The following is a 25,167-nucleotide window of genomic DNA, read 5'->3' on the forward strand; positions in this document are numbered from 1 at the left end:
TCGCATTGTCATTTGAAAACAAATCGCTATCTTTGCCAAAGATGACCATTTGTTGCGTTCAATGGGAAAAGCGGCGCCATTGAGCGTGGTTGGGCGACAGCACACCGACAGGAAGTCAAGATGTAGCCCGTTATCAACCGCCGCTTAATCTTAAATCAAACACATTCCTATGAGAAAGAGCCTACTATTACGTGCAATGGCCTTAGTGTCAGTTGTTTACGGACTTTCGGGGGGGGGTAAAATCCATGCTCAGAACGGACAACCTCACTCTTTAAAGGCCGATGTTACATTCCAAGACGTTACACTTAGTTGGAAATCACCTGCAGACGAGATTGTTTTGCAGTGGCATGACGACGAGGATTACAACGGCCTTGACGGTGTATTGAAAGACCCGCAAGGGGCAGTTGAGTTTTATGCGGCAAGCAAGTTTACGGCGGATGAGCTTGCCCCATATTCAGGACAGACAATTGACGCCGTGCGGTATTGGGAATACCGCGAAGTATTCAAAGCCTCAGTAATTATTTTTGAAGACGGCAAGGCTGTATATGAGCAGAACGCCGACTTGTCTGAATTTGAAAAGAATTCGTGGCGTAACGTAAAGTTTGACAAGCCTTACACAATCCCGGAGGGTAAGGAAGTAATGATAGCAGTGAAGTTTTCGTGCGGACGCAACATGAGCTTCGTGGCTATCTGTGATCGCATACCGACCATCGGCAAAGGTAATCTATACTCATACGACGGCCAAACATGGCACAACGACTGCCCAGGCGACTTCCTCATAACCGCGCTCTTGCACAACGAAGCTACAACAGCACCTACAGGTTACAACGTATACCGTGACGATACAAAGGTCAATACCGAACTTTTGACCGACGCCACAAGCTATACATTGACTGGCGAGACGGAAGGAACGCATAAATATAAAGTAGGCGCTGTATATACTTCCGACGAAAAGATGTCCGCCGAAGTTACTGCAAACGCAATGTCTGTATACAGTTGTCTGCCGTCCGTATCTGGCATTTCAGGCACTGCTGACCATCTTTCAGGCACGCTAACTTGGGCCACACCGCTTAAACGTGGCAGTGAAATGACTTGGAGCAACAAGGAATTGGCAAACGGAATAGGCGGAACTTCGTCGACAAATCCGCAGGTATGGATCATCCAACAGTTCTCACCAACAGACCTCGCGGCTTTCCCCGACCACCAGATAACAGCCATCAACTCTTACATCAAGAATGACGGAACAATCACGACGGCCACGGCTTTCGTGATGAAAAACGGCGTGATAGACTATTTCGAGGAAATAAGCGCCGACGCAGTGGAGGCCATCAGCCCCGACGCCTGGAACAAGTTTACGCTCGCAGAGCCGTACAAGATGGAACTGGGCAACGAATACGCCTTCGGCCTTTATTACAAACACACGACGGGCGGACACCCCGTAGGCGTTGACAACGGCGTCACCGTTGAAGGCAAAGGCAACACATTCTCTACCTCCGGGCCGTCATCAAGCGACTTTGGAAAGAGCGATCCTTACTGGAAAACACTGTCAAGCGGCGACATTGCAGGCAATTTCATGCTTACGGCCGACGTCGAGGCAATGAGCCCCGAGGCTGCAGAGCCCCAGACTATAGCCGGCTATGACGTTTATCGTGACGGTGAAATAATAGCTTCAAACTTGACGGAAACCACATACAAAGATGAGGTGCCAGACCTCGGAACATACACTTATGCCATTGTGGAAAATGGCGAAAGCGGCGAGAAGTCAGAGCCCGCATCCTTCAATATGACATATACGCTGCCTTCTGAGTACACCGCTCCCGTGATAGTTGACTACGAACAGACTGGCAAAGACATTTCAATGTCATGGAGCTCGAACGCATATGAAATGAAAAAATACAGCACCGCAACCTACATCGCAGGCTTCGCCGAAGAAATTGCAATGATGTATGGAGCAAGGTTTACCGCCGAAGAACTTGCCGACTATGCAGGCTACAAGCTCTATTCGATGACTTTCGGTATCGGCGAAGAACTTGATGCGTTCAGCCTGAAGGTAATAACAGAAGACGGAGAAGTACTTTATGAAGAACCGTTTGTCAAGGGTGACATCGAGCCCGGATACATTTACACTCTTACTTTTGAGGCTGACAAAGCCATAAAAATACCTGAAGGCAAGGACATTTACCTCGCTTATGATGCCACGTTGCCCGCAGGAGTGTCAGCGATACTGCTCGACGGTGGTCCCGAAGTCAATGGCGGAGCCGTTGTCAACCTGACCGGCGGCACGGGTCCATGGCTCAATCTCGGCACCATTGCCTCTGACTTTGCCGGCACGAATATCGTCATCAGCGCACTGGCTGTGGCAGACAATGCGAGCCAAAGCATGGCCAAGGCCCAGGCCGTACGCCTTAACGGCACGAAGCTTGACGGCCAAAGAATAGAGAAACTTGCTGCGGCAAAGATACGCAACGTCAATCTTGACGATGCAACCTTTGGCGTAGAACCGCTTATGAAGCAGGCAAAAACTCCGGCGAAATCCGCAGAAAAGCCTGTGGCAAAGAGCTATCGAATATACAGCAACGGCGAAATAGTGACTGAGACCGAAGCAACGGAATACACTACGACGTTGACCGACTACGGCGTATTCGACTATTACATAACCACCGTATATGAAAACGGTTGGGAGTCGCCGGCGAGCGACGTGATGCGATTCACCAACACCATAGCACAGCGCACTGAAGCGCCCTACGACCTGAAAGGAACGCCAGACGGCAAGAACCTGAACCTGACGTGGAAGCCAGTGTCCTCTGCGCCAGTGTTGACCTACAACACAGGCGAAGGTACGCTGAGAGGCATAGCAATGACCGGCAGTAGCGTTATCGAAAGTTACGTTGCTGTGAAATTCCCGGCATCAGAGATAGCCGATAAAGTAGGACAAGAGGTGTCACACATCACTTTCGGACTATATGAAAACGTTGCACTTACATTGTCCGTTTATGTCATGTATGGTGAGAATATTATTTACATGCAGGACGTAGATCCGTCAACTCTCGGCGAAAGGTTCACGACTGTGCGTCTTGACAAACCCGTGCCAGTTATTGCAGGGCAAGACCTGTCAGTGGGCTATTTCATCACATATAATTCAGGAGGCCATCCTTTACTTGGCTATGAAGGAGTAACGGTGACACCATATTACAGCGACCTCATCTCGTCATCGGCAACTCCTGATTACTGGAGATCGCTTACAGAAAACTACGGCTACGCCTGGAACTGGGCGATTTCTGCCACACTGAAGACGGCAGACCAGCAGCTTGAACCGCTGAAAGCCAAAGCTGCTGGCGACGAAGGCATAACTTACACTGTCTACAGAGACGGTACACCTGTGCAGACAGGTATAACCGCTACCGAATTTGTTGTTGAGAATGCGGCGGAGGGAGTATACACCGTTACCGCAACAGTTGACGGTGACGAGTCAGCCGAGTCCAACTCTGTAAATTACAGCACGCCAACCGGCATCGATGACGTGACAACAGCAGATGTCGACAGCCTCAAGCGTGGCCCGGTTTATACCGTTGACGGACGCATGGTGAACAGTGACGGCGACCTCAAAAAATTACCAAAGGGCATTTATATCATGGACGGGAAGAAGTTTATTGTCAAGTAACCGCATAATATACTGACATCCTGATACTTACAAAAGGCCGCAGTTTGCAATGCAAACTGCGGCCTTTCATCATGCGTTTTGCGGTCTTTTGCGCTTCTAAAGGGCGCTAACGGGGGTCATTTGCAATTTGATTGTATGAAATATTACAATATAAGAACGTCGAAAAAGCCGATATGAATGTATATTCCCGCATGCACTAAACAGCGGATGAACCAATAATGCGACAGGCCGGTGACTTGCCGACGACGGTTAAAGAATTTGGCTGACGACACAGCTTTGCGTGTAAAGACATTTTCGGTAAATATCTGTCATCTTTCAGTCTTGCGCTTAACAGCCTGGCCATCAGCTGTTTACAGACTGCCAGATGCCGTACTTACATCTGTCAGCCCGTTTCCCGTCAGTTGCAGGGATGAAGGAGACTGAAAGATACTTACTCAATCTTTCAGCAGCAAACGTCTTGATAAACAGCGTGTTATCCTCTATGCTGACAGACTGACGGAGATTTAGCGAAAATTATCATCATTTGTTTACTTATAAAACACGGCTTTTTACCTTGCGATTCGCGTTCTTTTATATGGTAAAAGGCCACAAACGGATGTATCACTTGTTAATCAACGCTTTGCATCATAACGCTTTACAATCAACAAGTGCAAAATTAAATAGGAGTTAGAAGAACCGCCATTGAATATTGGCGTTATTGACAATAACGGGCTTGAAACAAGATCTCTCTTATGCAGGAATTACGTTTTTTCGCTACTCATTTAAGCGTAAAGTCAAAAGAAATGAAAAGTGTACGTAAGGGATTATAAACAAAGCTACAACAGCAAACTGTTCCATATCGCCTAATACTGCATATCACACTGCGTTCAACTGATTACATCATTCAATTTTCTGGCTCAAACCCACGCATACATTAAGGCGGGCGGGCAGGGCTTACGCCCGGGCCCGTCCGCCTTAATGTATGTGACTATATGACTATGCTGCTGCGGCAATCCAGTCGTAGAAGCAGCTGCATACGCCGAAGAGCAGTATGCCTGCCGTGCAAAGCGCGAGAGCCAGTTTTGTATTGCCGTCACTCTTAAACGTAGGCAGCGGCGCATCTGACTTCTTGATGTACATAGCCTTGACAATCAGCAGGTAGTAGTAAAGGCTCACCACAGTGTTTACCAACGCTATGAACACCACTACGTACGTCAGCGGAGAGCCCTCGTGGGCAGCCGCCATGAACACGAAGAACTTGCTGAACATGCCGGCAAAAGGCGGTATGCCCGCCAGCGAGAACAGCGCGAAGGTCATCAGCAGCGAGAGCTTCGGGTTTGTGGTATAAAGACCGTCGTAAGCGTCCATGTCGGTAACGCCCCCGTTGTTCTCCTCAACAACTCCTATCACTGCGAAGACAGCCATGTTAGCCACTACGTAAACCAGCACGTAGTACGACAGGGCGGCCACGCCCATGGCACTGTCGCCAATCGCCGCAAGCATGATATATCCTGCCTGGGATATGGAGCTGAACGCCATGAAGCGCTTGAGGTCCTTCTGGCGTATGGCGAAGAGGTTGCCCACCGTTATCGTAAGCGCCACGAGAATGTAGAGCACGTACGTCCAATACTCGGTAAGCGGCGCAAAAACCTTCATGAGAATGGCCATAAGCGTAAACGCAGCGGCTCCCTTGGAGATGACGCTCAAGTAGCCCGTAACCGTTGTAGGCGCTCCCTGGTAGGCATCAGCCGTCCAGAAGTGGAACGGCACGAGGCTTATCTTGAAGCCCAGACCGCTGAAGAAGAACACAAGACCCATCACACTCATCGTGAGATGCTGTTTCTGCGCAAGCGCCAAGGCAACGTCGTCAAAGTAAAGGGTGCCTGCCGCGCCGTATATGAACGATATGCCGAACAGCATTACGCCGCTTGAGAACATGGCCGTAAGTATGAACTTGGCAGCGCCCTCAGCCGAGTTGTGGCGGTATTTGTCAAGAGCCACGAGACACGCCATAGGCACAGACGCCATCTCAAGGCCGAGGAAGAACATCAGGAAGTGGCCCGCGCTCATCATCATGTTCATTCCGAGCAACGTGGATATTACCAGCATGTAGAACTCGCCCTCCTTGAAGCTCGTGTCGGGACGGCTCAGCCACTTACGTGCCTGTATCGTCACGATTAGCGTACCGCCGGCGAGTATTGCCTTCATCACGTTGACGGCCGCTGTGGTAACATACATGCCGCCGAAGGCCGACGTAGGCTCCTGAGGCACAGCAGACACTACCGTCTGCACAAGCAAGAGCAGGCACACCAGCGGATTGAACCACCTGCGCTCCTGGCTGCGGCTCGACGCGAAGTCGGCAATGAAGACGATAATTAGGATAGCCATCAACGTGGCTTCCGGTATCATGTTTAAAAATTGACTGTAATTCATTGTTCTTGTTTTTTAAGTTGACAAGTTGACGAGAGACGGGCAAACAAGGAGATTTCACTTGTAGCATTTCGGCCGTCAAGCAGGCATTTCTCCTCGTCTGCTTGTTTACTTGTCACTTGTCTGCTTTCATCAAATTGCCGCTATAGCTGAAACGTTATTAATATGGTCGAGTATCGGCACAAGCGCGTTGTCGATAACGTCGCTCGCCCAAAGCGGGGCGATACCGAGGCCTGCCACACAGAATATCAGGCAGCATACAGCCACGCGCTCGTCCCATGTAGCGTCGGTGAGAGTCTCGTAATGCGGATCGGCCACCTTACCATAAAGAATCTTGCCCACTACACGAAGAATGTACACAGCCGTAACGACTATACTCGTGCAGGCTATTATCGTAGCGGTGCGGTGGAATACGTCGTTGTTCATGAACGAACCTACGAATATCGTCATCTCGGCAACGAAGCCCGAGAAGCCCGGCAAACCAAGATTGGCAAGACCGGCAACGACATAGCCGACACTAAGGAACGGCATAATCTTCATCAAGCCGCCAAGCTGGCGTACATCACGGGTATGTGTACGACCGTAAATCATACCGATAAGTGCGAAGAACAAGGCCGTCATCAATCCGTGTGAAAGCATCTGGAGGATTGCTCCCGTGCATGCCGTCTTTGTCATCATCAGCAGAGCGAAGAGCACCAAACCGCAGTGCGACACTGAAGAATACGCGTTGATGTACTTCAAGTCGGTCTGCACACATGCAGACAACGCTCCGTACACAACTGAGATGGTAGTGAGGATAAGGAATATCCATGCCAACTCATGGGCAGCCTCGGGCAGGAGGAACATTGCGATGCGGAAACAGCCATAGCCTCCAAGCTTCATCAGCACGCCGGCGTGAAGCATTGACACCGCAGTGGGGGCTGAAGCGTGACCGTCAGGACTCCATGTATGGAACGGGAACAGTGCCCCGAGAACTCCGAATCCTATGAAAACAAACGGGAAGAACACCTTTTGCATGTCCACCGGGATATTATGCATACGCGCAATCTCAAGCACGTTCATTGTAGTAGCGCCACTGCCGAAATATATTCCGAGGATTCCGAGAATAAGCAGGGCCGAACCTCCCATAAGCATAAGGGTAAGCTTCATTGCCGAATACTCCTTATGACCGCTGCCCCAAACACCAATAAGAAGATACATCGGTATGAGCGCAACCTCATAGAACATGAACATCGTGAACATGTCGGTAGTGATGAAGAAACCGTACACACCTGTGCTAAGCAGCGTGAACCAAAGGAAATACTCCTTTGTAAGCGGCTTCAACTGCCATGAAGCGAACGTACCGGTAAACACGATAATGCTCGACAACAGCAACATTACGACAGAGATACCGTCAACACCTACAGAATAGGCAATATTCAAAGGCTCGAACCAAGGTATGCTGTATGTAAACAACATCTCGTCTGTGTTGCCTCCCGCACGCATCTGTATGAATGTAACAGTCAACCAAATTGACAAGAGCAACAAACAAGACGCTCCGGTCACCATTACACCGCGCACTTGGTTAAGATTGCGTGCCAGCCACAGGCCAAGCAACATCAGCGCGGGTATCAATACGAATAAACTTAATATACTCATTTTACCGGTTTTCTTTTATAGACAAATACATATCAGGACTAATGCAACAGCTCCAGTGAGGAACCACACGGCATATTGGCGAACGTCGCCACTCTGCCATCCGCGAATGCTCTCTCCTGCCTCGTTAGCTCCCCAAGCCATGAAGTTCATGGCTCCGTCAACAACATGACGGTCGAACCATGCCAAAGGACGGCTCACGCAACGGAAGATAATCTTATGGGTAACAAACATCCACACTTCATCAAGATAGAAGCGGCGGTATGCGGCCTCATGCAGGCGCGGGAATTTCTTTGCCAACATATCTGCAACAGGTGTTTCCTCGCCTTTGTACATATATGTCGCAAGGGCGATACCACACAATGCCAATATCGTGCTCGACGCTGCCACAGCCCAGTTAGTATGGGTACCGAAACCTATACCATTGGCTGATACGAACTCACCGAACTCGAATACATGCAACGTTCCGAATATACCGACAAGCATGGTAATTGCCGAAAGAACAATAAGTGGTATGGTCATCGTTGCCGGAGCCTCGTGAGGCTGGTGCGCGCCTTCGGCCTTGTGAGTCTCGTAATAGCTCTTGCCCCAGAAGATAGAGTAATACAGACGGAACATATAGAACGCTGTCATGGCAGCGATTCCACTCATTATTACGCCCATCACGGGAGAGAAATTGTAGCAAGCCACAAGGATTTCATCCTTTGAGCAGAAGCCCGAGAAGAACGGAATACCTGCAATGGCTAGACATGAGATAAGGAATGTCCAATGGGTAACGGGCATATACTTGCGCAAACCACCCATGTACATTTTTTCATTAGAATGTACCGCGTGAATGATACAACCAGCGCCAAGGAACAAGCAAGCCTTGAACATAGCGTGTGTGAACAAGTGGTACATTCCGGCCATATAGCCAAGGCCGTTAACGTCAGCATACTCCTCTGTCATTGCAACCTTGCCAAGTTCGGGGTCGGGCATGCAAACGCCAAGCGCAACGAGCATGAAACCGATCTGTGAAATGGTAGAGAAAGCAAGTACACGCTTGATGTCGCTCTGGCAACATGCAACAGCAGCAGCATAGAATGCCGTGAAAGCGGCAATATAAGCAACCCAATGCAAAGCCTGGGGAGCAAATTCAATGAACAGCGGGAAGAGGCTTGCCACAAGGTAAACGCCCGCAACAACCATCGTAGCCGCATGGATAAGTGCACTGACAGGAGTCGGACCTTCCATTGCATCCGGCAACCAAATATGCAACGGGAACATCGCACTTTTACCGGCACCACCGATGAACATCAGGAAGAGTGCCGTAGGCATAATCCAACTTGCCTGCTGGAGTGCACCCGCCTGCGCAGGAGCCATTGCTGTCAAATCGTAATTGAACGTTCCAACATAGAAACTGTAGAACAGAATACCTATAAGGAAGAACAAATCGGCAAATCGTGTAACGATAAATGCCTTCTTTGAAGCTGCCACAGCCGCATGCAACGGATAATAGAAACCGATAAGCAAATATGAGCTTACACCCACGAGCTCCCAGAACAAGTACATCTGGAAGATGTTGGTAGCGACAACCAATCCAAGCATTGACATCGTAAAGAGGCTAAGGAAAGCGTAATAACGCTGGAAGCCTTTTTCACCGTGCATATATCCGAACGAATAAATGTGAACCATAAAACTTACCGTGGAAATGACGATAAGCATCATGGCCGAAATCGGAGTTATACGGAAACCGATGTTAAAAGTAAGAAGTTCAGAAAACTTAAGCCAAGTGACATCAAACACGGTAACTGTCGGATAAAGTCCCGTAGCCGCGTCTCTTCCTTGCACAAGGAAATACTCAAATGCCGTATAGTAACACAGCACTGTTATAATGGCCAATGAACATGTGCCGATAAGACCTGCCGTCTTATGCGACATCTTCATTCCGGCCAATCCCAACAGCACAAACGTGAGAGCAGGCAACAAGAGTATCAGAAATACATAACTATAATCCATAACTCAATTAATTTTTCATGTTTTCAATACAGTTCACCTGGTCACTGTGGAAATTACGGTAAACATTAATAATAATAGCTATTGCCACGGCTGTCTCGGCTGCACTCACACCAATACTGAACAGGGTGAAAAAGAATCCCTCGAACTGTCCGGGGAACAACAGACGGTTGAAAGCCGCGAAGTTAATATCGACCGAGTTGAGTATCAACTCTACGGAAATAAGCATGGCAATCAGGTTGCGTCTCGTAATGAACCCGAATACGCCAATAAAAAACAACAGTGCTGAAAGCACGAAGAAACATTCTACCGGTACCATACTATATTACTCCTTTCTCGATATTACAATTCCACCTATGATACATGCGAGCAGGAACACAGAGATAAACTCGAACGGCAACACATACTGGTATTTTTCCGATCCCATAAGAGTCTTGCCTATTACGTTCATCGGAACTTCTGCGTCAGTCATCTGCATCGACATATCTATAAACTTGTTCTTGAAAAACACCGCTACAACCGTAACCAGTCCAACCAAGGTCATCAAAGCTCCAAAAGCCACACGACTTCCCTTAAGGCGCTCAACCATTCCCTGAAGGGTACGCTTGCTTACAAGTTGTATAGCAAAAATGTAAATCATGGTTATACCTCCTGCATATACGCTAATTTGAGCTGCACCCAAGAACGTATAGTCAAGCAAGAAGTACAATCCAGCCACACCTAAGAGAACGAACAGCAAGAAAGTGGCCGCTCTCATAATCCGCTTTGTCGTTATACATACTAAAGCTGAACCTAGTATTACGGCAGCGAGAATAATAAACATTACCATATTAGCCATATTCACGTTCTCCTCTTACTTAATTTTCGTATTGAATGTACCTATTTCGAATGGAGCACCTCCGTCTGTTATATTAGGGAGTGCAGGTTCGAACTTTTCTTTGTTAAGATGCAATACAAGAGAGTCGCGGCTGAATGTAGAGTTCTCGAAATCATTGACAAACTTAATAGCGCCATGAGGACACGCGTTTACGCAAAGCTCGCAGAACATACACTCTCCAAGATCGTAAACGTAGTCTTCAAGAACACGTTTTTTCTTACCGTCCTCGGTCTCGACCATCTTCTGTACAATCCTTATTGTCCCATTAGGACAAGCCATCTCGCATAATTTACATGCGATACACTTGTTATTACCTTCAGCGTCTTGCGGCATTATCAGTCTGCCACGATGGCGCGCAGCCACGTGTAACGTAGTCTTTCTGTTTTCCGGATACTGCTCGGTAATTTTCTTCGTGAGATATTCACGAAAGGTAACGCCAAGTCCGGTCAACAAAGACTTCACACCGTCTTTTATTCCGCCGAAATATGATTTGTTATTTTCTTCCATTATTAAATGAATTCAATCCTTAAACACAGTTACTCCTTAGAAATGCCAACCTAAAGCTACAACAATGGTCATTATGACTAAGTTAAGCAAACTTAACGGCATGAGATACTTCCACTCAAGCTTAAGTATCTGGTCGATACGCAAGCGTGGATATGTCCACTTAATCCAAAGCAATATCCAGATCAGGAAGAATGTCTTAGCCAAGAACCACACAATGCCAGGAATATAATCCATGACTGTATTAAAACCATCGAGTCCCACGATGTGCAGCGGCATCCAACCGCCAAGGAACACAGTCGCCGCTACACCGGCAATGATAAACAGATTGAGATACTCAGCAAGATAGAAAAATCCGAAACCCATACCTGAATATTCGGTATGATAACCCGCAGTAAGCTCACTCTCAGCCTCAGCTAAGTCGAACGGGCCACGGTTTGCTTCTGCATTACCGGCAATAAGGAATACCAAGAATGCGATGATTGCCGGGATATGTCCTTTGAAAATCAACCATCCGTCGTTCTGTGATTCAACAATACCTGAAAGACTCATTGTGCCAGTCAATGCCACAGCTGTAATAAGACAAAGGCAAAGCGACATTTCGTATGAAATCATCTGTACGGCACCACGCATTGCAGATACGACCGAATACTTATTGTTAGAGCCCCATCCAGCAAGGAAGATACCGACAACGCCGATACTTGAAATCGCAGTTAGAAGGAATACTCCAACATTGAAATCAAGGATTTCAGCCCCCTTGTTCCACGGCATGAAAGCAAAAGCTCCTACACTGCCTATTATCACAAGGAAAGGTGCAATGATATAAAGCAGTTTGTCTGCCTTATCAACAAGGAAGATTTCCTTAATAAGCATCTTCAGCACGTCAGCGAAAACCTGGAATATACCCCACTTTCCGACACGCATCGGGCCAAGACGGCATTGGAAGAAAGCGCAGACCTTACGTTCCATATATATAAGCACGATTGCCAGCATGGCATAAGCCACCAATATAAGAAGGCCGACAATAACGCACTCAATAAGGATTGACAAGAAATTGCCAAGTCCCAGGGTATCCCTGAGCAGGCTGTCAAACCATGTTGTTACTATACTAAAATCAAACACTTTGTTTAAAGTTTAAGTTTATAAAATCAAAGCAAAACCCTGAATTACCTGTCTATATCAGGAATCACATAGTCGAGCGTCGCACCGATTGAGATAAGGTCGGCAATCTTCTCGCCACGGCAAATCGTATCCATGGCCGATACAAGAGGCAAACCCATCGGACGGAATTTCAACCTACAAGGATTCTTCCCTCCATCGCTGCGCAGATAAACACCAATTTCACCACGACTACCCTCACAGCTTGTATACCAAGAGCCTTCAGGCACTTTAATGATAGGCTTCTGCTTGATATAGAACTCTCCGGCAGGAATATTGTCAATCAACTGCTCAAGGATTCGGACGCTTTGGCGCATTTCACCAAGACGGACCATATAGCGGTCAAAGCAATCTCCGTGCGTATATGTGATTTCATCAAAATCAACTTGACCATACAAATCGTAAGGATGGTTCTTTCTGACATCATTGTGCCATCCTGAAGCACGTCCGGTACCACCTGTACAACCGTAGGAAATAGCATCTTCCATTGAAAGCACACCTACATTCTTGAAACGGTTTTGCAGGATTACGTTGCCTGTGAACACATCATCATATTCCTTGAACATTGGCTTGATATATTCACACAGTTTCTTTACGTTAGAAACCAAATTCGGGTCTATATCAGCCTGACATCCACCTATTCTATAATAGTTCTGGATAAGGCGTCCTCCTGTTGTTTCCTCCATTACGTTGAGAACTTGCTCACGGTCACGCATACCGTAAATAAATGCAGTCAACGCACCAAGGTCCTGTGCGCAACATCCAAAATACAACAAGTGTGAATCAAGACGCTGAAGTTCATCCATAATTGTACGGATGTACTTAATACGGTCAGACAATTCTATACCCATACCCTCCTCTATTACGGAAACAAGGGCATGGCGGTTCATCATGGCCGAAAGGTAATCAAGACGATCCGTCAGTGCCAAAGTCTGAGGATAAGTATAGCTTTCGCACATTTTTTCAATGCCACGATGAATATAACCGCAATGCGGGTATACCTTTCTAACATATTCTCCGTCGAGAACCGTCTGAAGGCGAAGCACACCATGTGTCGCAGGGTGCTGAGGACCGATGTTTATAACATAATCATCATCGGTAAAAAGCTTGTGCTTCGTAGCTTTAAGGTTGCCATCCTCATCAAGATTATACTCTAATGTATAATCCAACTCCGTATCGCCATCAAGCGTATATTGGTTGTTCTCCGGACGCATGTCGTAATCTTTCCTCATAGGATACCCATTGAAGTCGTTACGCAAGTACAGACGACGCATATCCTTGTTGCCAAGGAACTTTATACCATAAAAATCATACACTTCACGCTCAAGGAATTCAGCACCTTTCCACAAGTTGCTTACTGTTGGAATGTAAGCATTGTCACGGTCGGCATTCACAGCCTTGACACTTGTGCGTTCGTGTGTCTCGGTATTTTCGAGGATGTATACGGCACCGAGTCCTTCCTCTCCAAAATCTTCACCTACTATAGTTACGAGGAAGTCAAAATGCTTCTCATTCTTGAGTTTTGCCATTTCAGAGGCAAAATCCTTCAATTCGAATATTTTGTTTTCTAATTTCATCGCTTCCTTTATTAAATATTAGATGCCGACGACGTGTTCACCAAATTGAGCGCAGCCGAAGCTTCTTTCAACTTTTCATCATCAACATCGTTACCGTTGATGATGATAGGCTTTTTCTCTTTGTGATTCACTCCGCCGAAGAACTTTTCAACCTTGACTTTTCTCTGTAGTTGCATCATGCCGTATAATATAGCCTCAGGTCTTGGAGGGCATCCCGGAATGTACACATCGACAGGAACAATCTCACCTATGCCCCGTACCACATGATAACTACTCTTAAACGGGCCGCCAGAAATAGCACAACCACCTACGGCTACCACATACTTCGGCTCCGCCATCTGGTCATAAAGACGCTTAAAGGCTGGCGCCATCTTATGCGTGATGGTACCGGCACACATAATAAGGTCTGCCTGACGTGGAGAGTTACGTGTCACCTCGAAACCGAAACGGGCGAAATCATAACGGGCACAACCTACGGCCATGAACTCGATACCGCAACAACTTGTTGCAAACGTAAGCGACCACAACGAATTGCTACGGCCCCAGTTTATCATACTGTCAAGTGAGCCGACAACTACATTAACACCCCCCTCGTGAAGCTCATCAACGATTTTCTCGAGAGACTCATTATCCTTAAACTCTGAGTAAGGAATACTCTTGATAACGGGTTTTCTTACTTCCATTCCAATGCTCCTTTCCGCCAAGCATATGCAAGGCCAAATACTAAGACTAACAAAAAGAATCCAATGCTGACCATTGCCATTACGCCGAACTCCTTAACGACGACAGCCCACGGATAGAGGAACACCGTCTCCACGTCGAACACGAGGAACAGGATGGCGAAAAGATAATAGCCCACGTGTACAGGCAGCCAAGAAGAACCATGCGTGGGAATACCACACTCAAAAGGCTCTCCCTTCACCTTGTTATAAGTACGCGGACCCATTAACTTAGCGATGACAAAAGCAGCCACTACCAAGAAAACAGCCGTTATCAAAACGGTAATTAACAAGATAAAATACATATATATTTTATTTAATAAAACGTAGCACTACTAAACGTGTGCAAAGTTACAATTTATTTTGCAAAGATTAAACAATAATATGTATTTTTCTTTTGACAAAAATCATATTTATCAAGTCGGCAAAGGCTTTATCTAAACTAAATGCCAACATCTGTATTTAACGAGAAATAAAATTACACACTTGCAGTATAAACGTGCAATTTAAATTCCACAAATATTATAGCTTCATGCTTCGTTATACTGACGACATATACAATCCCAACATGTCGGCACTCTTTCAGATGGGAAGTCAATAAACATTAAATTTGACCAATATTGATATAAGCTTATAACATTATAACTTTCAATTTAGAACTTAATAAGACCATCCATAGGGCTCTTCATCACGTTAACCAACTTATAGCCCAAGGACATCGCCGCTTCCTCAAGTTCCTCCTTATAATAAAAAGCAATACTTCCAACTGCACTTACAGGTAAGTCTTGCCTTCTATACATCATAACATTATGCTTGAAGAAGTTTTTAAAATTCCTTATTACAAGATCTTTCATTTCCTTATTATCCAAATGTTTATGAATAAAAACCGAAAGACCGGCAAGAAAACGGTTAGCCATAGGCTCTCTATACACCTTATTTATTATATAAGCTTGGTCATATCCCGTTTCTTCCTGAAACCTATAACGGATTTCATCAGGCAACAGCCCTTTAAACAACGCATTCACGAATAACCGACCAAGTACTGCCCCACTTCCCTCATCACCAAGAATATACCCAAGCGGCGGCACATTGGCTGTAATCCGTTTTCCGTCATACAGACATGAGTTAGACCCGGTTCCAAGAATACATGCAATGCCTTCACTCTCTCCGAACAACGCACGTGCTGCACCAAGCATATCAGAACAAACTTCTATCCTATCAGCCTTGTCGAAGGCATTGCTCAACAGCTTTTCCAACACACATATCATCCTGTCACGACATCCCGCACCGTAAAAACATATTTCATCTATCAAATATACATCTTTCAATCGGCGCACCACATCATTATGTATTATATCTCTTATCGTTTCTTCATCTTGCTGGAATGGGTTTATTCCCTGTCCGGTCACACGGCAAATTTCCATGCCATCATCAACAACACACCAATCGGTCTTTGTACTTCCACTGTCGGCTATAAGTCTCATAGCTATATACTTTGAAAAATATACTGCAAATATACGCAAAAAATAAGAGCAACACAACCTTAATACAAAAAGAGGACGTATCCTCATTTTAAGATGCGTCCTCTAATTATATATTATGTGATGGTTATTCCAAATTCAGCGATTTCTTTATAGCCTCAATCTTGGCTACGGCCTCATTTGTACAACGCTCATAGCAACCAGAACATTTCATTGTGCCTTTTACCTCAATATAGAACTTAATCTTAGGCTCAGTTCCTGAGGGGCGCACGCTTATCTTTGTCTCGTCGTCGCAGAACCACTGTAACACATTGCTCGTCGTAGGCATGTCTATTTTTGTGACATTGCCTGAATCGTCACGCTGCTCAAGCGACTGGTAATCTTTCCATAAAACGACCTTGCTGCCTCCGAGCTCCTTAGGAGGATTATTACGGAAGTCCGTCATCATCTGCTTAATTTCATCAGCACCTGTCTTTCCAGGCTTAACAACATTTACTGTGAACTCTTTTGAGAAACCATACTCAAGGTAAATATCCATAAGTACCTCATAGAGCGTCTTGCCCTGATCTTTCGCCCACGCGCAAATCTCCGCCAACAGCGAACATGCAGAAACGGCATCCTTGTCACGTACAAAATCCTCAGCCAAGAAGCCATAGCTTTCCTCACCTCCACCGATATACTGCTGCTTTCCTTCAGAAAGAGCAATCTCACGGGCTATCCATTTAAAGCCTGTATAGCAATCGCGCATCTCGATTTGCTGTTTGTCAGCTATCTTCTTGATAACTTCCGTGGTGACGATAGTTTTTACTATAAAATCAGTCGGTTTCAACAAGCCCTTGGCCTTGCGGTTGCTAATTATATAATACAAGAAAAGCAGGCATGTCTGGTTTCCGTTGATGAGTATCCATTCTCCCTTATCATTCTTACATGCCATACCCACACGGTCGGCATCAGGATCGCTCGCCATAACAATATCGGCATCCAATTCCTTGGCGTCACGCAACGCAAGAGTCAATGCCTCGCCATTCTCAGGGTTCGGACTAACCACCGTTGGGAAATCGCCACTTTTCACCATTTGCTCTTTTACACAATGTACATTCTCGAATCCCCAAAGTTTAAGCGAACGTGGAATAAGCATCATACCCGTTCCATGAAGCGGAGTATATACTATCTTAAGGTCTTTTTGACGCTTGATGACCTCAGGATCTATTGATATTCCATGTATAAGGTCAAGATATATCTTGTCTATTTCTTCACCGATAATCTGGATTAGATCCTTGTTGCCGTCGAACTTAACATCCTCTACCTTTACCTTGTTTACTTCGTCAATTATTCCGGTATCATGTGGAGCCAAAACCTGAGCACCATCTTCCCAATAAGCCTTGTAACCATTATATTCCCTCGGATTGTGACTGGCTGTGATATTTACACCGCTCTGGCAGCCAAGATGACGTATAGCGAAAGAACATTCCGGAGTTGGACGCATATCGTCGAACAGATACACCTTGATACCATTGGCCGAGAATATGTTTGCAACTGTCTCGGCAAAAAGCCTGCTGTTATTGCGGCAGTCATGGCAAACCACCACAGAGATTTGCTCGCGGTCAGCAAAATTTTTCTTCAAGTAATTGGCAAAACCTTGTGTGGCCATACCTACAGTATAGATATTCATGCGGTTGCTACCTGCACCCATTATACCACGCAAGCCACCTGTTCCGAATTCAAGATTCTTGTAGAAACTTTCAATCAAGTCCGTTTTGTCGTCATTTTCAAGCATAGCCTTTACCGACGCCTGTGTATCAGCATCGAAGACCGGTGTGAGCCACTGCTTTGCCTTGGCTTCACACAAAGCAATCAATTCTGCATTGTTTTCCATATTACTGCTAATGTTAGTTAATGTCTAAGTTAAGATAATCGTGCTACAAAGATAACAAATAAAATAAGAAAATCGCTTTCAGACGGAAACATTTTTAACTTTTTCACTTAATTTTGTATGCCAATAGGCGTTAAGGCGTCACACTTATCACATTAAAACTTTACGGTCAGCCAACCACCCAATCCGGCCGTAAGAACCATCCTAACGCTCTGTATAGGACGTGTTTACACATTGTTAAAGCAGTCCTTACACCACACATAGACTATTGCCAGCATATAATTTCATACTTAACGCACTTAACATTTATAATTAAATATTCTTAAATTAAGTACATTTTAAATATACAGTCATTGAATATATGGCAAAAACACCTATATTTGTGCGACAATTTATTAAAAACTATTTATTAAAACAAACAAACTATGAAAAGAAAAGCACTATGCGCTTTCCTGATGCTTGGGCTATCAGGAGGCGTCGCTATGGCGGACACGGAACATACCGTGACAGTTAACGGCGAAGCAATCGACGGTTTTATAACAGAATTAACATTCAACGGTGATCAAGTCACCATGAAATTTGAAGACGGAAGCACGCAAACTGATGACATGTCGCTCGTAAGCATTGCCTTAACCTACAGCGAAACGTCAACAGGAATAACCGAAATCGAAACGGACGACCAATCAACCGTTAAGCGTGTGTACACAATCAGCGGACAATATGTCGGCACTTCTACCGAAGGACTGCCCCAAGGCATTTACATCGTAAACGGAAAGAAAACCATTGTTAAGTAAAAGCATCTGAATCATGAAAACAATCAATACCTTATTATATATAATGCTCGCAGGCCTTATGACTCTGTTCGCATCAAACGCAAACGCCCAACAGAGTTGGAACTTCTCTACAATGAGCCAGGCCGATAAGGATGCCTGCGCAGCTGACGCCAACTGGGTTTTAGGTTCTGACCGATACTGTTACATTAAAGGTCTTGACAATGAGCCACTTATAGCGAACGGAACAGAACTTGAATACACAAAAAGCCTAAAATTCACCGCGGCAGAACCAAGTGCTCCTGAAGAAGGAAAGGCTAAAATACGCTGTAACTATGGAAGTAAACGTCTTGAACTAAATGGTACAGGCGTCATACTCATTATACCCAATCTTAAGGTCGGACAATTTGTTGAGGTCTACTGTATGACTGGAAAAACAAACAGCCCTCGCGGACTAAGCGCAACTAATCTTAGTGGAACTACAGGATTTGGTGAAACATCCGCAGAAGAGCTGACATGTACCGGTACAGTAACATCTGATGGTGATGTAACGCTCACAACACTCGAAGGAGGCATGTATATATACAGCATTACCGTTACAGGCGAAGGTGGTGAGGTTACACCGCCCGAAAGCGACTACAACGATGTAAGCCAAAACATCACCAAAAACCAAGTACGCCTTACCGTTGGCAGCGACATCAAATATTACAACACCGACGAAGTAAAGATAACTTTCGACAAGACAGCCAACACCGTAACCGTTACGCCCATATCAGGCTCATGGCAAGATGTATATACCAAGACTGTAAGCAATATCGACTTCGCGCTGGCAGAAAACGACGACCCGTCAGGAGAAGTAACTGAAGGTGAAATAAAGATAAAGGCATACGACGGCTGGAACGAAGCTGCTTATATTGAATGGGATTTGCTTGACGGCGCTACCTCGTACAACGTTTATGTAAGCGGAGGTTCATTAGGTTCTGAATACAAGAAAATAGACTATCAGCTCGTACGTAACTATGGAACATACGGACGCGCTGACATTCTCGGACTTAGCGCAGGTACGTACTCAATAAAGGTTGTTCCCGTAATCAACGACACCGAGGACGAAAGCAAGGCAAGCTATGTTGACAATATCGAGGTTGTAGGCCACGACCGTATCGGCTTTGCTTTCGCTAACGGGAAAGCTCCAGGCGCATACAACAATGACGGAACTCTCAAGAGCGGCGCAATTGTAGTATACGTTACCGAAGAAAACAAAAACACCGTAACGTCTGATGCTATCGGCAGCAGTTACGTAGGACTGCAAGGTATTCTTGATGGTGTACGCGTTGGAATAAAGGATGGAGACTTAACAAAGCCTGTCGACATTCGAATCATTGGACAAATAACTGATCCAGACTATCTTGAAAAAGGCGACCTTTTGATTGATATGGCGAGCGAAAGCAAATCTGCATCATACGAAGGTCTTACAATTGAAGGTATTGGTAATGATGCAGTAGCCGATGGTTGGGGCATACGCCTTAAAAGCGCCACTTCAGTCGAGATACGCAACCTTGCGTTCATGAATTGTGACAGCGGCGAAGGCGACAATATAGGCCTGCAACAAAACAATAATTATATTTGGGTTCACCATTGCGACTTGTTCTATGGTAACGCTGGAAGCGATAAAGACCAAGTAAAAGGTGACGGTGCACTTGACTGCAAAAAATCCAATTATGTAACATTTTCCTATAACCACTTCTGGGATAGCGGTAAAGCGTGCCTGCTTGGTCTTAGCGGTGAAAATGACAAGATGTACATTACATATCACCACAACTGGTTTGACCATTCCGACAGCCGTCATCCAAGGATAAGGTCATATTCCGCACATATCTACAACAATTATTATGACGGTTGTGCTAAATACGGCGTTGGCGCAACAATGGCCTCAAGTGTATTTGTTGAGAACAACTATTACCGCAACACCAATCGTCCGATGATGATTTCCATGCAAGGCACAGACATTGTTCACGGAGAGGGTACATTTAGTAGCGAAGACGGAGGTATAATAAAATCATACGGTAATATGTTTGCCGAACAGTCAAAAAATTTCAGTTACGTAACATATCAGGAAGATAATGTAGAATTTGATGCTTATGAAGCAACCTCACGAGGCGAAACTGTACCCAACAGCGTTAAAACGAAAAAAGGTGGCACAAGCTACAACAATTTCGACACAGACGCAAGCATAATGTACGACTACACTCCCGATGCCGCAAGCGAGGTGGTTTCGGTAGTAACAGGAAAATACGGCGCAGGCCGTCTGCAACATGGTGACTTCCAATGGTCGTTCAACAACTCTGTTGATGACGAAAGTTATGATGTAAACACTGCTCTCAAAGAAGCAGTAACAAACTATAAGACCAAACTCGTAGGCATATTCGACGGAGAAAATAGCGAGAGTGGAGAACAAGGCGGCGAAACAGGAGATGGTGGTGAAACTGGAGATGGTGGTGAAACTGGCGGTGAAGATAATCCCGATGTTCCAGTTATTACAGAAGGAACCATCACTTGTAGTTTTACAGAAGGTCAGCCAAATACCAATGCGCCATCAGGATTTTTCACAGTTGCAGGCGACAAGGCTGCAAAGAAAGGCGATATGGTAATTGACGGTACAACCTATTCAGAAGGACTTAAGATGAACAGCAAAGGTTCTGTTTCATTCACTCCATCTGAAGACATGACAATGTATCTTTATATTTGTACATCGGATGCATCTGAGAGCTTAGACATAAATGGTGATGATATTGTATCTGACACGGCAACAGACGGCGGTGTCATAATATCAATGAATGTTCAAGCCAGTCAATCTTACACAATCAAAAAGGGTAAGTCCGGAGAAACTTTTTTATACTATATCAAGCTTGTTCCTGTTGAATAAAGACCAAACCATAACATACTGATTTTATTTCATTGTAGAAAGTGGCGACGCTGGCGATAGCGTCGCCACTTAATATTTTGTAGCAATCAATACAATTATTTTTTACGAAATCTCTGTCAGCTGTCAGCGCAAACAAGCAAGCGTCTGATAATCAAGATTTTATGCAGCTGAAGGTTTACCGTATCTTTCAGCCGTCAACCACCGCTATTGCATACCTACCAATACAGAATGGCATTGTGGCTGATGGTGGCTGAAAGACATCCTGTACAGATGTAAGTCCGTAACTGCCTGATGTACAATATATTACAGTATACGTTGACAGATGACAGACGATTCAATTAATTAGCGACAACTTTATACCCGCAAAAGGCACTCGTTTACAAGACAAGCAACCGCATTTTAGCTTACAATATACGGCGTTTTACAAAACAAAAGGCGGCATATCGAATGTTGAAATGCCGCCTTTTGTTTTGCACCTGATTAGGTTTACGACTGTAATGAATCTGGATGTCGTATTGCCGACGAGGTTATTTCTTTGCGGCAAGCATTTCCTGCAATTTCAATAGTTCGTCACGGAATTGCGCCGCCTGTATGAAGTCGAGCTCCTTGGCCGCTTTCTTCATCATACGCTGTGTATTGGCAATGCTCTTTTCAAGCTGTTCACGGCTCATCTGCTTAACTATCGGGTCTGCGGCAAAAGCAACATGCTCCTCCTCAACATAAGGCTTGTATATTGTCGGAGCATTCTTTTCTCCATCCTCAACAGGCTTGACGTTCAGCGCGTTATGGCTTATAGCCTTTGTTATCTGTTTAGGTGTTATATGATGCAGTTCGTTATAGCGCAACTGTTTCTCGCGACGGCGCAATGTTTCGTCGATTGTCATCTGCATACTTGCCGTTATGCGGTCGGCATACATTATTACCTTGCCGTTCACGTTGCGTGCGGCGCGGCCGGCCGTCTGGGTGAGCGAACGGTGCGAACGCAGGAAACCTTCCTTGTCGGCGTCAAGAATGGCTACGAGAGATACTTCCGGCAGGTCAAGACCTTCACGCAGGAGGTTGACTCCTACAAGCACATCAAATACGCCCTCGCGCAGGTCATTCATTATCTTCACACGGTCGAGCGTGGCCACGTCGCTATGTATATAGTTCGCCTTGACGCCATGGTTGAGCAGATATTCTGTTAATTCCTCGGCCATGCGCTTAGTCAAGGTCGTAACGAGAGTACGCTCCCCACGCTCGTTGCGCTTCAGTATTTCCTCCATCAGGTCGTCTATCTGGTTTTCACTCGGACGGACCTCAATCTCGGGATCAAGCAGTCCGGTTGGCCTGATAACCTGTTCTACCACTACTCCACCCGACTCTTCAAGCTCATAATCTGCAGGAGTAGCGGAAACATATATTACCTGATGTATCATGGAATGGAACTCGTCGAAAGTTAACGGACGGTTGTCAAAAGCTGCGGGGAGGCGGAAACCATATTCCACCAGATTGGTCTTACGGGCACGGTCGCCACCATACATCGCGCTGATTTGCGGAACACTGACATGGCTCTCGTCTATTACCATCAGATAGTCCTTCGGGAAAAAGTCAAGGAGGCAGTAGGGTTTCTGTCCCGGTTCACGGCCGTCGAAATACCTTGAATAGTTCTCTATTCCTGAACAATGGCCAAGCTCCTTTATCATTTCCATGTCATACTCAACACGCTCCTTGATTCTCTGGGCTTTAATGACATCACCCTGCTCGGTAAAAAAGTCTATTTGCTTGACAAGGTCGTCCTGAATCTGGCGTATGGCTATTTCGGTTTGTTCTTTCGACGTTACGAAAAGATTGGCGGGATATATCTGATAATCACCAAACGAAGCAAGCCTGTGGAAATTAACTGAATCTATTTCTTCTATCGCGTCAATCTCGTCATCCCAGAAAGATACACGCAATATATTATCACTGTAAGCCATGAAAACATCAACAGTGTCTCCCTTCACCCTGAAATTTCCACGTTTAAGCTCTATGTCGTTACGCACATAAAGAGCATTTACAAGACTGCGCAAAAAAGCGTTGCGGTCGAGCTTCTGCCCGCGCTTTATGGAAATGACACTCTTGGCCATCTCCACTGGCCCTCCCATACCGTAAATGCATGACACAGACGATACTACTACAACGTCTTTACGCCCTGACAACAACGAGGATACGGCCGAAAGGCGCAACCTGTCGATCTCTTCGTTTATGGCGAGGTCTTTCTCTATGTATGTATCCGACTGCGGAAGATACGCCTCCGGCTGGTAATAATCGTAATAAGAAACATAATACTCTACGGCATTGTCAGGGAAAAACGACTTCATCTCGCTGTATAATTGGGCAGCAAGAGTCTTGTTATGACTCAATATAAGTGTCGGTTTGTTTACGTTAGCTATGACATTTGCAACCGTAAATGTCTTGCCCGAGCCCGTAACGCCTAAAAGCACCTGTGCCTTTTCGCCTTCAAGTACACCGGCAGTAAGTTCTTTAATAGCCTCAGGTTGGTCACCGGTCGGTTTATATCCTGATACAATTTTGAAGTCACTCATCGCTATCCGAAAGAAATTCCGTGCAAAGTTAATCATAATTATCCATTATTTCCACTCATTGAAGCTTTAATAAACAAAGAAGTATAACAAAATCCTTTTTTTATGAAAAATGCAGGCAAAACCTTTGCGGTTTATAAGAATAATGTGTAATTTTGCAACCAAATGCGGAATTTTATGAAGAAGAACGTTCTTATCACAATATTTGCCGTCATAATATTTTCAGGATGCGCGCATGAATTCAACCAAGTATACAAATCGCAAGATTACGCCTATAAATATGAATTCGCCAAAGAGCGCTTCGCTAATGGCAAATACGCCCAGGCAATAACTTTGTTACAAGAGTTGGTGACAATCCAAAAAGGTACCGACAACGCGGAAGAAAGCCTGTATATGCTCGCAATGGCCCAATATTGCGATATGGATTACGAAGGCGCGGCAATGACTTTCAAGAAATACCGCCAGTCATATCCCAAGGGCATTTACGCCGAGATGGCTTCATTCTACATCGGCGAAAGCCTTTACATGAGCACACCGGAACCACGACTCGACCAGACACAAACGGTGAACGCCATCGCAGCGTTCCAGGAGTATCTCGACATCTACCCTGAAGCGAAACTTAAAGACAAAGCCCAAAACAGGCTCTTCGAGCTACAGGACAAACTTGTAAGGAAAGAGCTTTACTCGGCTCAACTATACTACAACTTAGGAACATACTTCGGAAACTGCACAAGTGGAGGAAGTAATTACGAAGCATGCATAATAACAGCGCAAAACGCAATAAACGACTATCCATACAGCTCACTGCGCGAAGACTTCGCCCTGCTTATAATGAAAAGCAAGTTCGAACTGGCGGAGCAAAGCGTTGAAGAAAAGAAGATAGACCGATATAGGGACGCGGAAGACGAATGTTACGGATTCCTGAACGAATACCCTGAATCAAAAAACAAAAAGCTGGCAGAAAAATACATTGCTTCATGCAAGAAATATACTGGAGAAAATTAAAAAACAAGTAATAGTA

The 25,167-nt window shown here is 45.5% G+C and carries 17 protein-coding genes; 4 read left to right on the forward strand and 13 right to left on the reverse strand.

All coding sequences use genetic code 11. From position 1 onward, the window contains the following. Positions 1 to 169: 169 nt before the first annotated feature. Positions 170 to 3,661 carry a hypothetical protein gene (locus tag H6A34_RS00965; RefSeq protein ID WP_205102897.1) on the forward strand — a complete coding sequence of 1,164 codons (3,492 nt, stop codon included), beginning with the start codon at positions 170 to 172 and terminating at the stop codon, positions 3,659 to 3,661. Between the two features lie 975 nt (positions 3,662 to 4,636). Here H6A34_RS00965 and H6A34_RS00970 read toward each other — a convergent pair. From H6A34_RS00970 to H6A34_RS01025, 12 genes are all read right to left on the reverse strand, one after another. Continuing rightward, positions 4,637 to 6,073 (reverse strand): NADH-quinone oxidoreductase subunit N, encoded by a 1,437-nt coding sequence (locus tag H6A34_RS00970; protein ID WP_205102898.1) that lies wholly within the window; start codon positions 6,071 to 6,073, stop codon positions 4,637 to 4,639. A 129-nt stretch (positions 6,074 to 6,202) separates the two neighbouring features. Further along, positions 6,203 to 7,708, reverse strand: coding sequence for a complex I subunit 4 family protein (locus tag H6A34_RS00975; RefSeq protein WP_205102899.1), 1,506 nt, complete (start codon positions 7,706 to 7,708; stop codon positions 6,203 to 6,205). A gap of 15 nt (positions 7,709 to 7,723) precedes the next feature. Continuing rightward, complete coding sequence (locus tag H6A34_RS00980; RefSeq protein ID WP_021948888.1) at positions 7,724 to 9,703, reverse strand: NADH-quinone oxidoreductase subunit 5 family protein; 1,980 nt, start codon at positions 9,701 to 9,703, stop codon at positions 7,724 to 7,726. Between the two features lie 7 nt (positions 9,704 to 9,710). Beyond that, positions 9,711 to 10,019, reverse strand: a complete 309-nt coding sequence (gene nuoK, locus H6A34_RS00985; RefSeq protein WP_021948889.1) for an NADH-quinone oxidoreductase subunit NuoK — start codon at positions 10,017 to 10,019, stop codon at positions 9,711 to 9,713. Positions 10,020 to 10,025: 6 nt separating this feature from the next. Continuing rightward, positions 10,026 to 10,538, reverse strand: coding sequence for an NADH-quinone oxidoreductase subunit J family protein (locus H6A34_RS00990; protein WP_205102900.1), 513 nt, complete (start codon positions 10,536 to 10,538; stop codon positions 10,026 to 10,028). Positions 10,539 to 10,553: 15 nt separating this feature from the next. Next, positions 10,554 to 11,084, reverse strand: a complete 531-nt coding sequence (locus H6A34_RS00995; protein WP_205102901.1) for a NuoI/complex I 23 kDa subunit family protein — start codon at positions 11,082 to 11,084, stop codon at positions 10,554 to 10,556. 36 nt (positions 11,085 to 11,120) lie between these two features. After that, the gene (gene nuoH / locus H6A34_RS01000) at positions 11,121 to 12,203 is read right to left on the reverse strand and encodes an NADH-quinone oxidoreductase subunit NuoH (protein ID WP_205102902.1); all 1,083 of its coding nucleotides are present in this window, start codon (positions 12,201 to 12,203) and stop codon (positions 11,121 to 11,123) included. A 44-nt stretch (positions 12,204 to 12,247) separates the two neighbouring features. After that, entirely contained in the window at positions 12,248 to 13,816 is a 1,569-nt protein-coding gene (locus H6A34_RS01005) for an NADH-quinone oxidoreductase subunit D (RefSeq protein WP_205102904.1), read from the reverse strand. Between the two features lie 11 nt (positions 13,817 to 13,827). After that, entirely contained in the window at positions 13,828 to 14,499 is a 672-nt protein-coding gene (locus H6A34_RS01010) for an NADH-quinone oxidoreductase subunit B (RefSeq protein WP_021948894.1), read from the reverse strand. Beyond that, complete coding sequence (locus tag H6A34_RS01015; RefSeq protein WP_205102906.1) at positions 14,490 to 14,840, reverse strand: NADH-quinone oxidoreductase subunit A; 351 nt, start codon at positions 14,838 to 14,840, stop codon at positions 14,490 to 14,492. The genes H6A34_RS01010 and H6A34_RS01015 overlap by 10 nt, the downstream gene beginning before the upstream one ends. A 348-nt stretch (positions 14,841 to 15,188) precedes the next feature. Further along, positions 15,189 to 16,019 (reverse strand): ATPase, encoded by an 831-nt coding sequence (locus tag H6A34_RS01020; protein WP_205102908.1) that lies wholly within the window; start codon positions 16,017 to 16,019, stop codon positions 15,189 to 15,191. Positions 16,020 to 16,143: 124 nt separating this feature from the next. Next, on the reverse strand, positions 16,144 to 17,892 hold the full coding sequence (locus H6A34_RS01025) for a phospho-sugar mutase (protein WP_021948898.1): 1,749 nt from the start codon (positions 17,890 to 17,892) through the stop codon (positions 16,144 to 16,146). Between the two features lie 422 nt (positions 17,893 to 18,314). Here H6A34_RS01025 and H6A34_RS01030 point away from each other — a divergent pair, with 422 nt between their 5' ends. Next, complete coding sequence (locus H6A34_RS01030) at positions 18,315 to 18,683, forward strand: subtilase (protein ID WP_205102910.1); 369 nt, start codon at positions 18,315 to 18,317, stop codon at positions 18,681 to 18,683. A gap of 13 nt (positions 18,684 to 18,696) precedes the next feature. Then, positions 18,697 to 21,582, forward strand: a complete 2,886-nt coding sequence (locus tag H6A34_RS01035; protein WP_205102912.1) for a pectate lyase family protein — start codon at positions 18,697 to 18,699, stop codon at positions 21,580 to 21,582. Between the two features lie 527 nt (positions 21,583 to 22,109). Here the strand turns inward: H6A34_RS01035 and uvrB are convergent. Next, a complete protein-coding gene (gene uvrB / locus H6A34_RS01040) occupies positions 22,110 to 24,149 on the reverse strand; it encodes an excinuclease ABC subunit UvrB (RefSeq protein WP_205102914.1) in 2,040 nt (679 codons plus the stop codon). Positions 24,150 to 24,323: 174 nt separating this feature from the next. Here uvrB and H6A34_RS01045 point away from each other — a divergent pair, with 174 nt between their 5' ends. Beyond that, a complete protein-coding gene (locus H6A34_RS01045) occupies positions 24,324 to 25,151 on the forward strand; it encodes an outer membrane protein assembly factor BamD (RefSeq protein WP_205102916.1) in 828 nt (275 codons plus the stop codon). Positions 25,152 to 25,167 lie beyond the last annotated feature (16 nt).

The sequence above is a fragment of the Marseilla massiliensis genome (assembly GCF_016899855.1).
Taxonomy (GTDB): Bacteria; Bacteroidota; Bacteroidia; order Bacteroidales; family Bacteroidaceae; genus Prevotella.

Bases quoted from the DNA above. Each gene is read 5' to 3' on its own strand.
- nuoK (WP_021948889.1), bottom strand. From the start codon at position 10,019: ATGGTACCGGTAGAATGTTTCTTCGTGCTTTCAGCACTGTTGTTTTTT.
- H6A34_RS00970 (WP_205102898.1), bottom strand. From the start codon at position 6,073: ATGAATTACAGTCAATTTTTAAACATGATACCGGAAGCCACGTTGATG.
- H6A34_RS01025 (WP_021948898.1), bottom strand. From the start codon at position 17,892: ATGGAAAACAATGCAGAATTGATTGCTTTGTGTGAAGCCAAGGCAAAG.
- H6A34_RS01015 (WP_205102906.1), bottom strand. From the start codon at position 14,840: ATGTATTTTATCTTGTTAATTACCGTTTTGATAACGGCTGTTTTCTTG.
- H6A34_RS01005 (WP_205102904.1), bottom strand. From the start codon at position 13,816: ATGAAATTAGAAAACAAAATATTCGAATTGAAGGATTTTGCCTCTGAA.
- uvrB (WP_205102914.1), bottom strand. From the start codon at position 24,149: ATGAGTGACTTCAAAATTGTATCAGGATATAAACCGACCGGTGACCAA.
- H6A34_RS01010 (WP_021948894.1), bottom strand. From the start codon at position 14,499: ATGGAAGTAAGAAAACCCGTTATCAAGAGTATTCCTTACTCAGAGTTT.
- H6A34_RS01030 (WP_205102910.1), top strand. From the start codon at position 18,315: ATGAAAAGAAAAGCACTATGCGCTTTCCTGATGCTTGGGCTATCAGGA.
- H6A34_RS00990 (WP_205102900.1), bottom strand. From the start codon at position 10,538: ATGGCTAATATGGTAATGTTTATTATTCTCGCTGCCGTAATACTAGGT.
- H6A34_RS00975 (WP_205102899.1), bottom strand. From the start codon at position 7,708: ATGAGTATATTAAGTTTATTCGTATTGATACCCGCGCTGATGTTGCTT.
- H6A34_RS00980 (WP_021948888.1), bottom strand. From the start codon at position 9,703: ATGGATTATAGTTATGTATTTCTGATACTCTTGTTGCCTGCTCTCACG.
- H6A34_RS00995 (WP_205102901.1), bottom strand. From the start codon at position 11,084: ATGGAAGAAAATAACAAATCATATTTCGGCGGAATAAAAGACGGTGTG.
- H6A34_RS00965 (WP_205102897.1), top strand. From the start codon at position 170: ATGAGAAAGAGCCTACTATTACGTGCAATGGCCTTAGTGTCAGTTGTT.
- H6A34_RS01020 (WP_205102908.1), bottom strand. From the start codon at position 16,019: ATGAGACTTATAGCCGACAGTGGAAGTACAAAGACCGATTGGTGTGTT.
- H6A34_RS01035 (WP_205102912.1), top strand. From the start codon at position 18,697: ATGAAAACAATCAATACCTTATTATATATAATGCTCGCAGGCCTTATG.
- H6A34_RS01045 (WP_205102916.1), top strand. From the start codon at position 24,324: ATGAAGAAGAACGTTCTTATCACAATATTTGCCGTCATAATATTTTCA.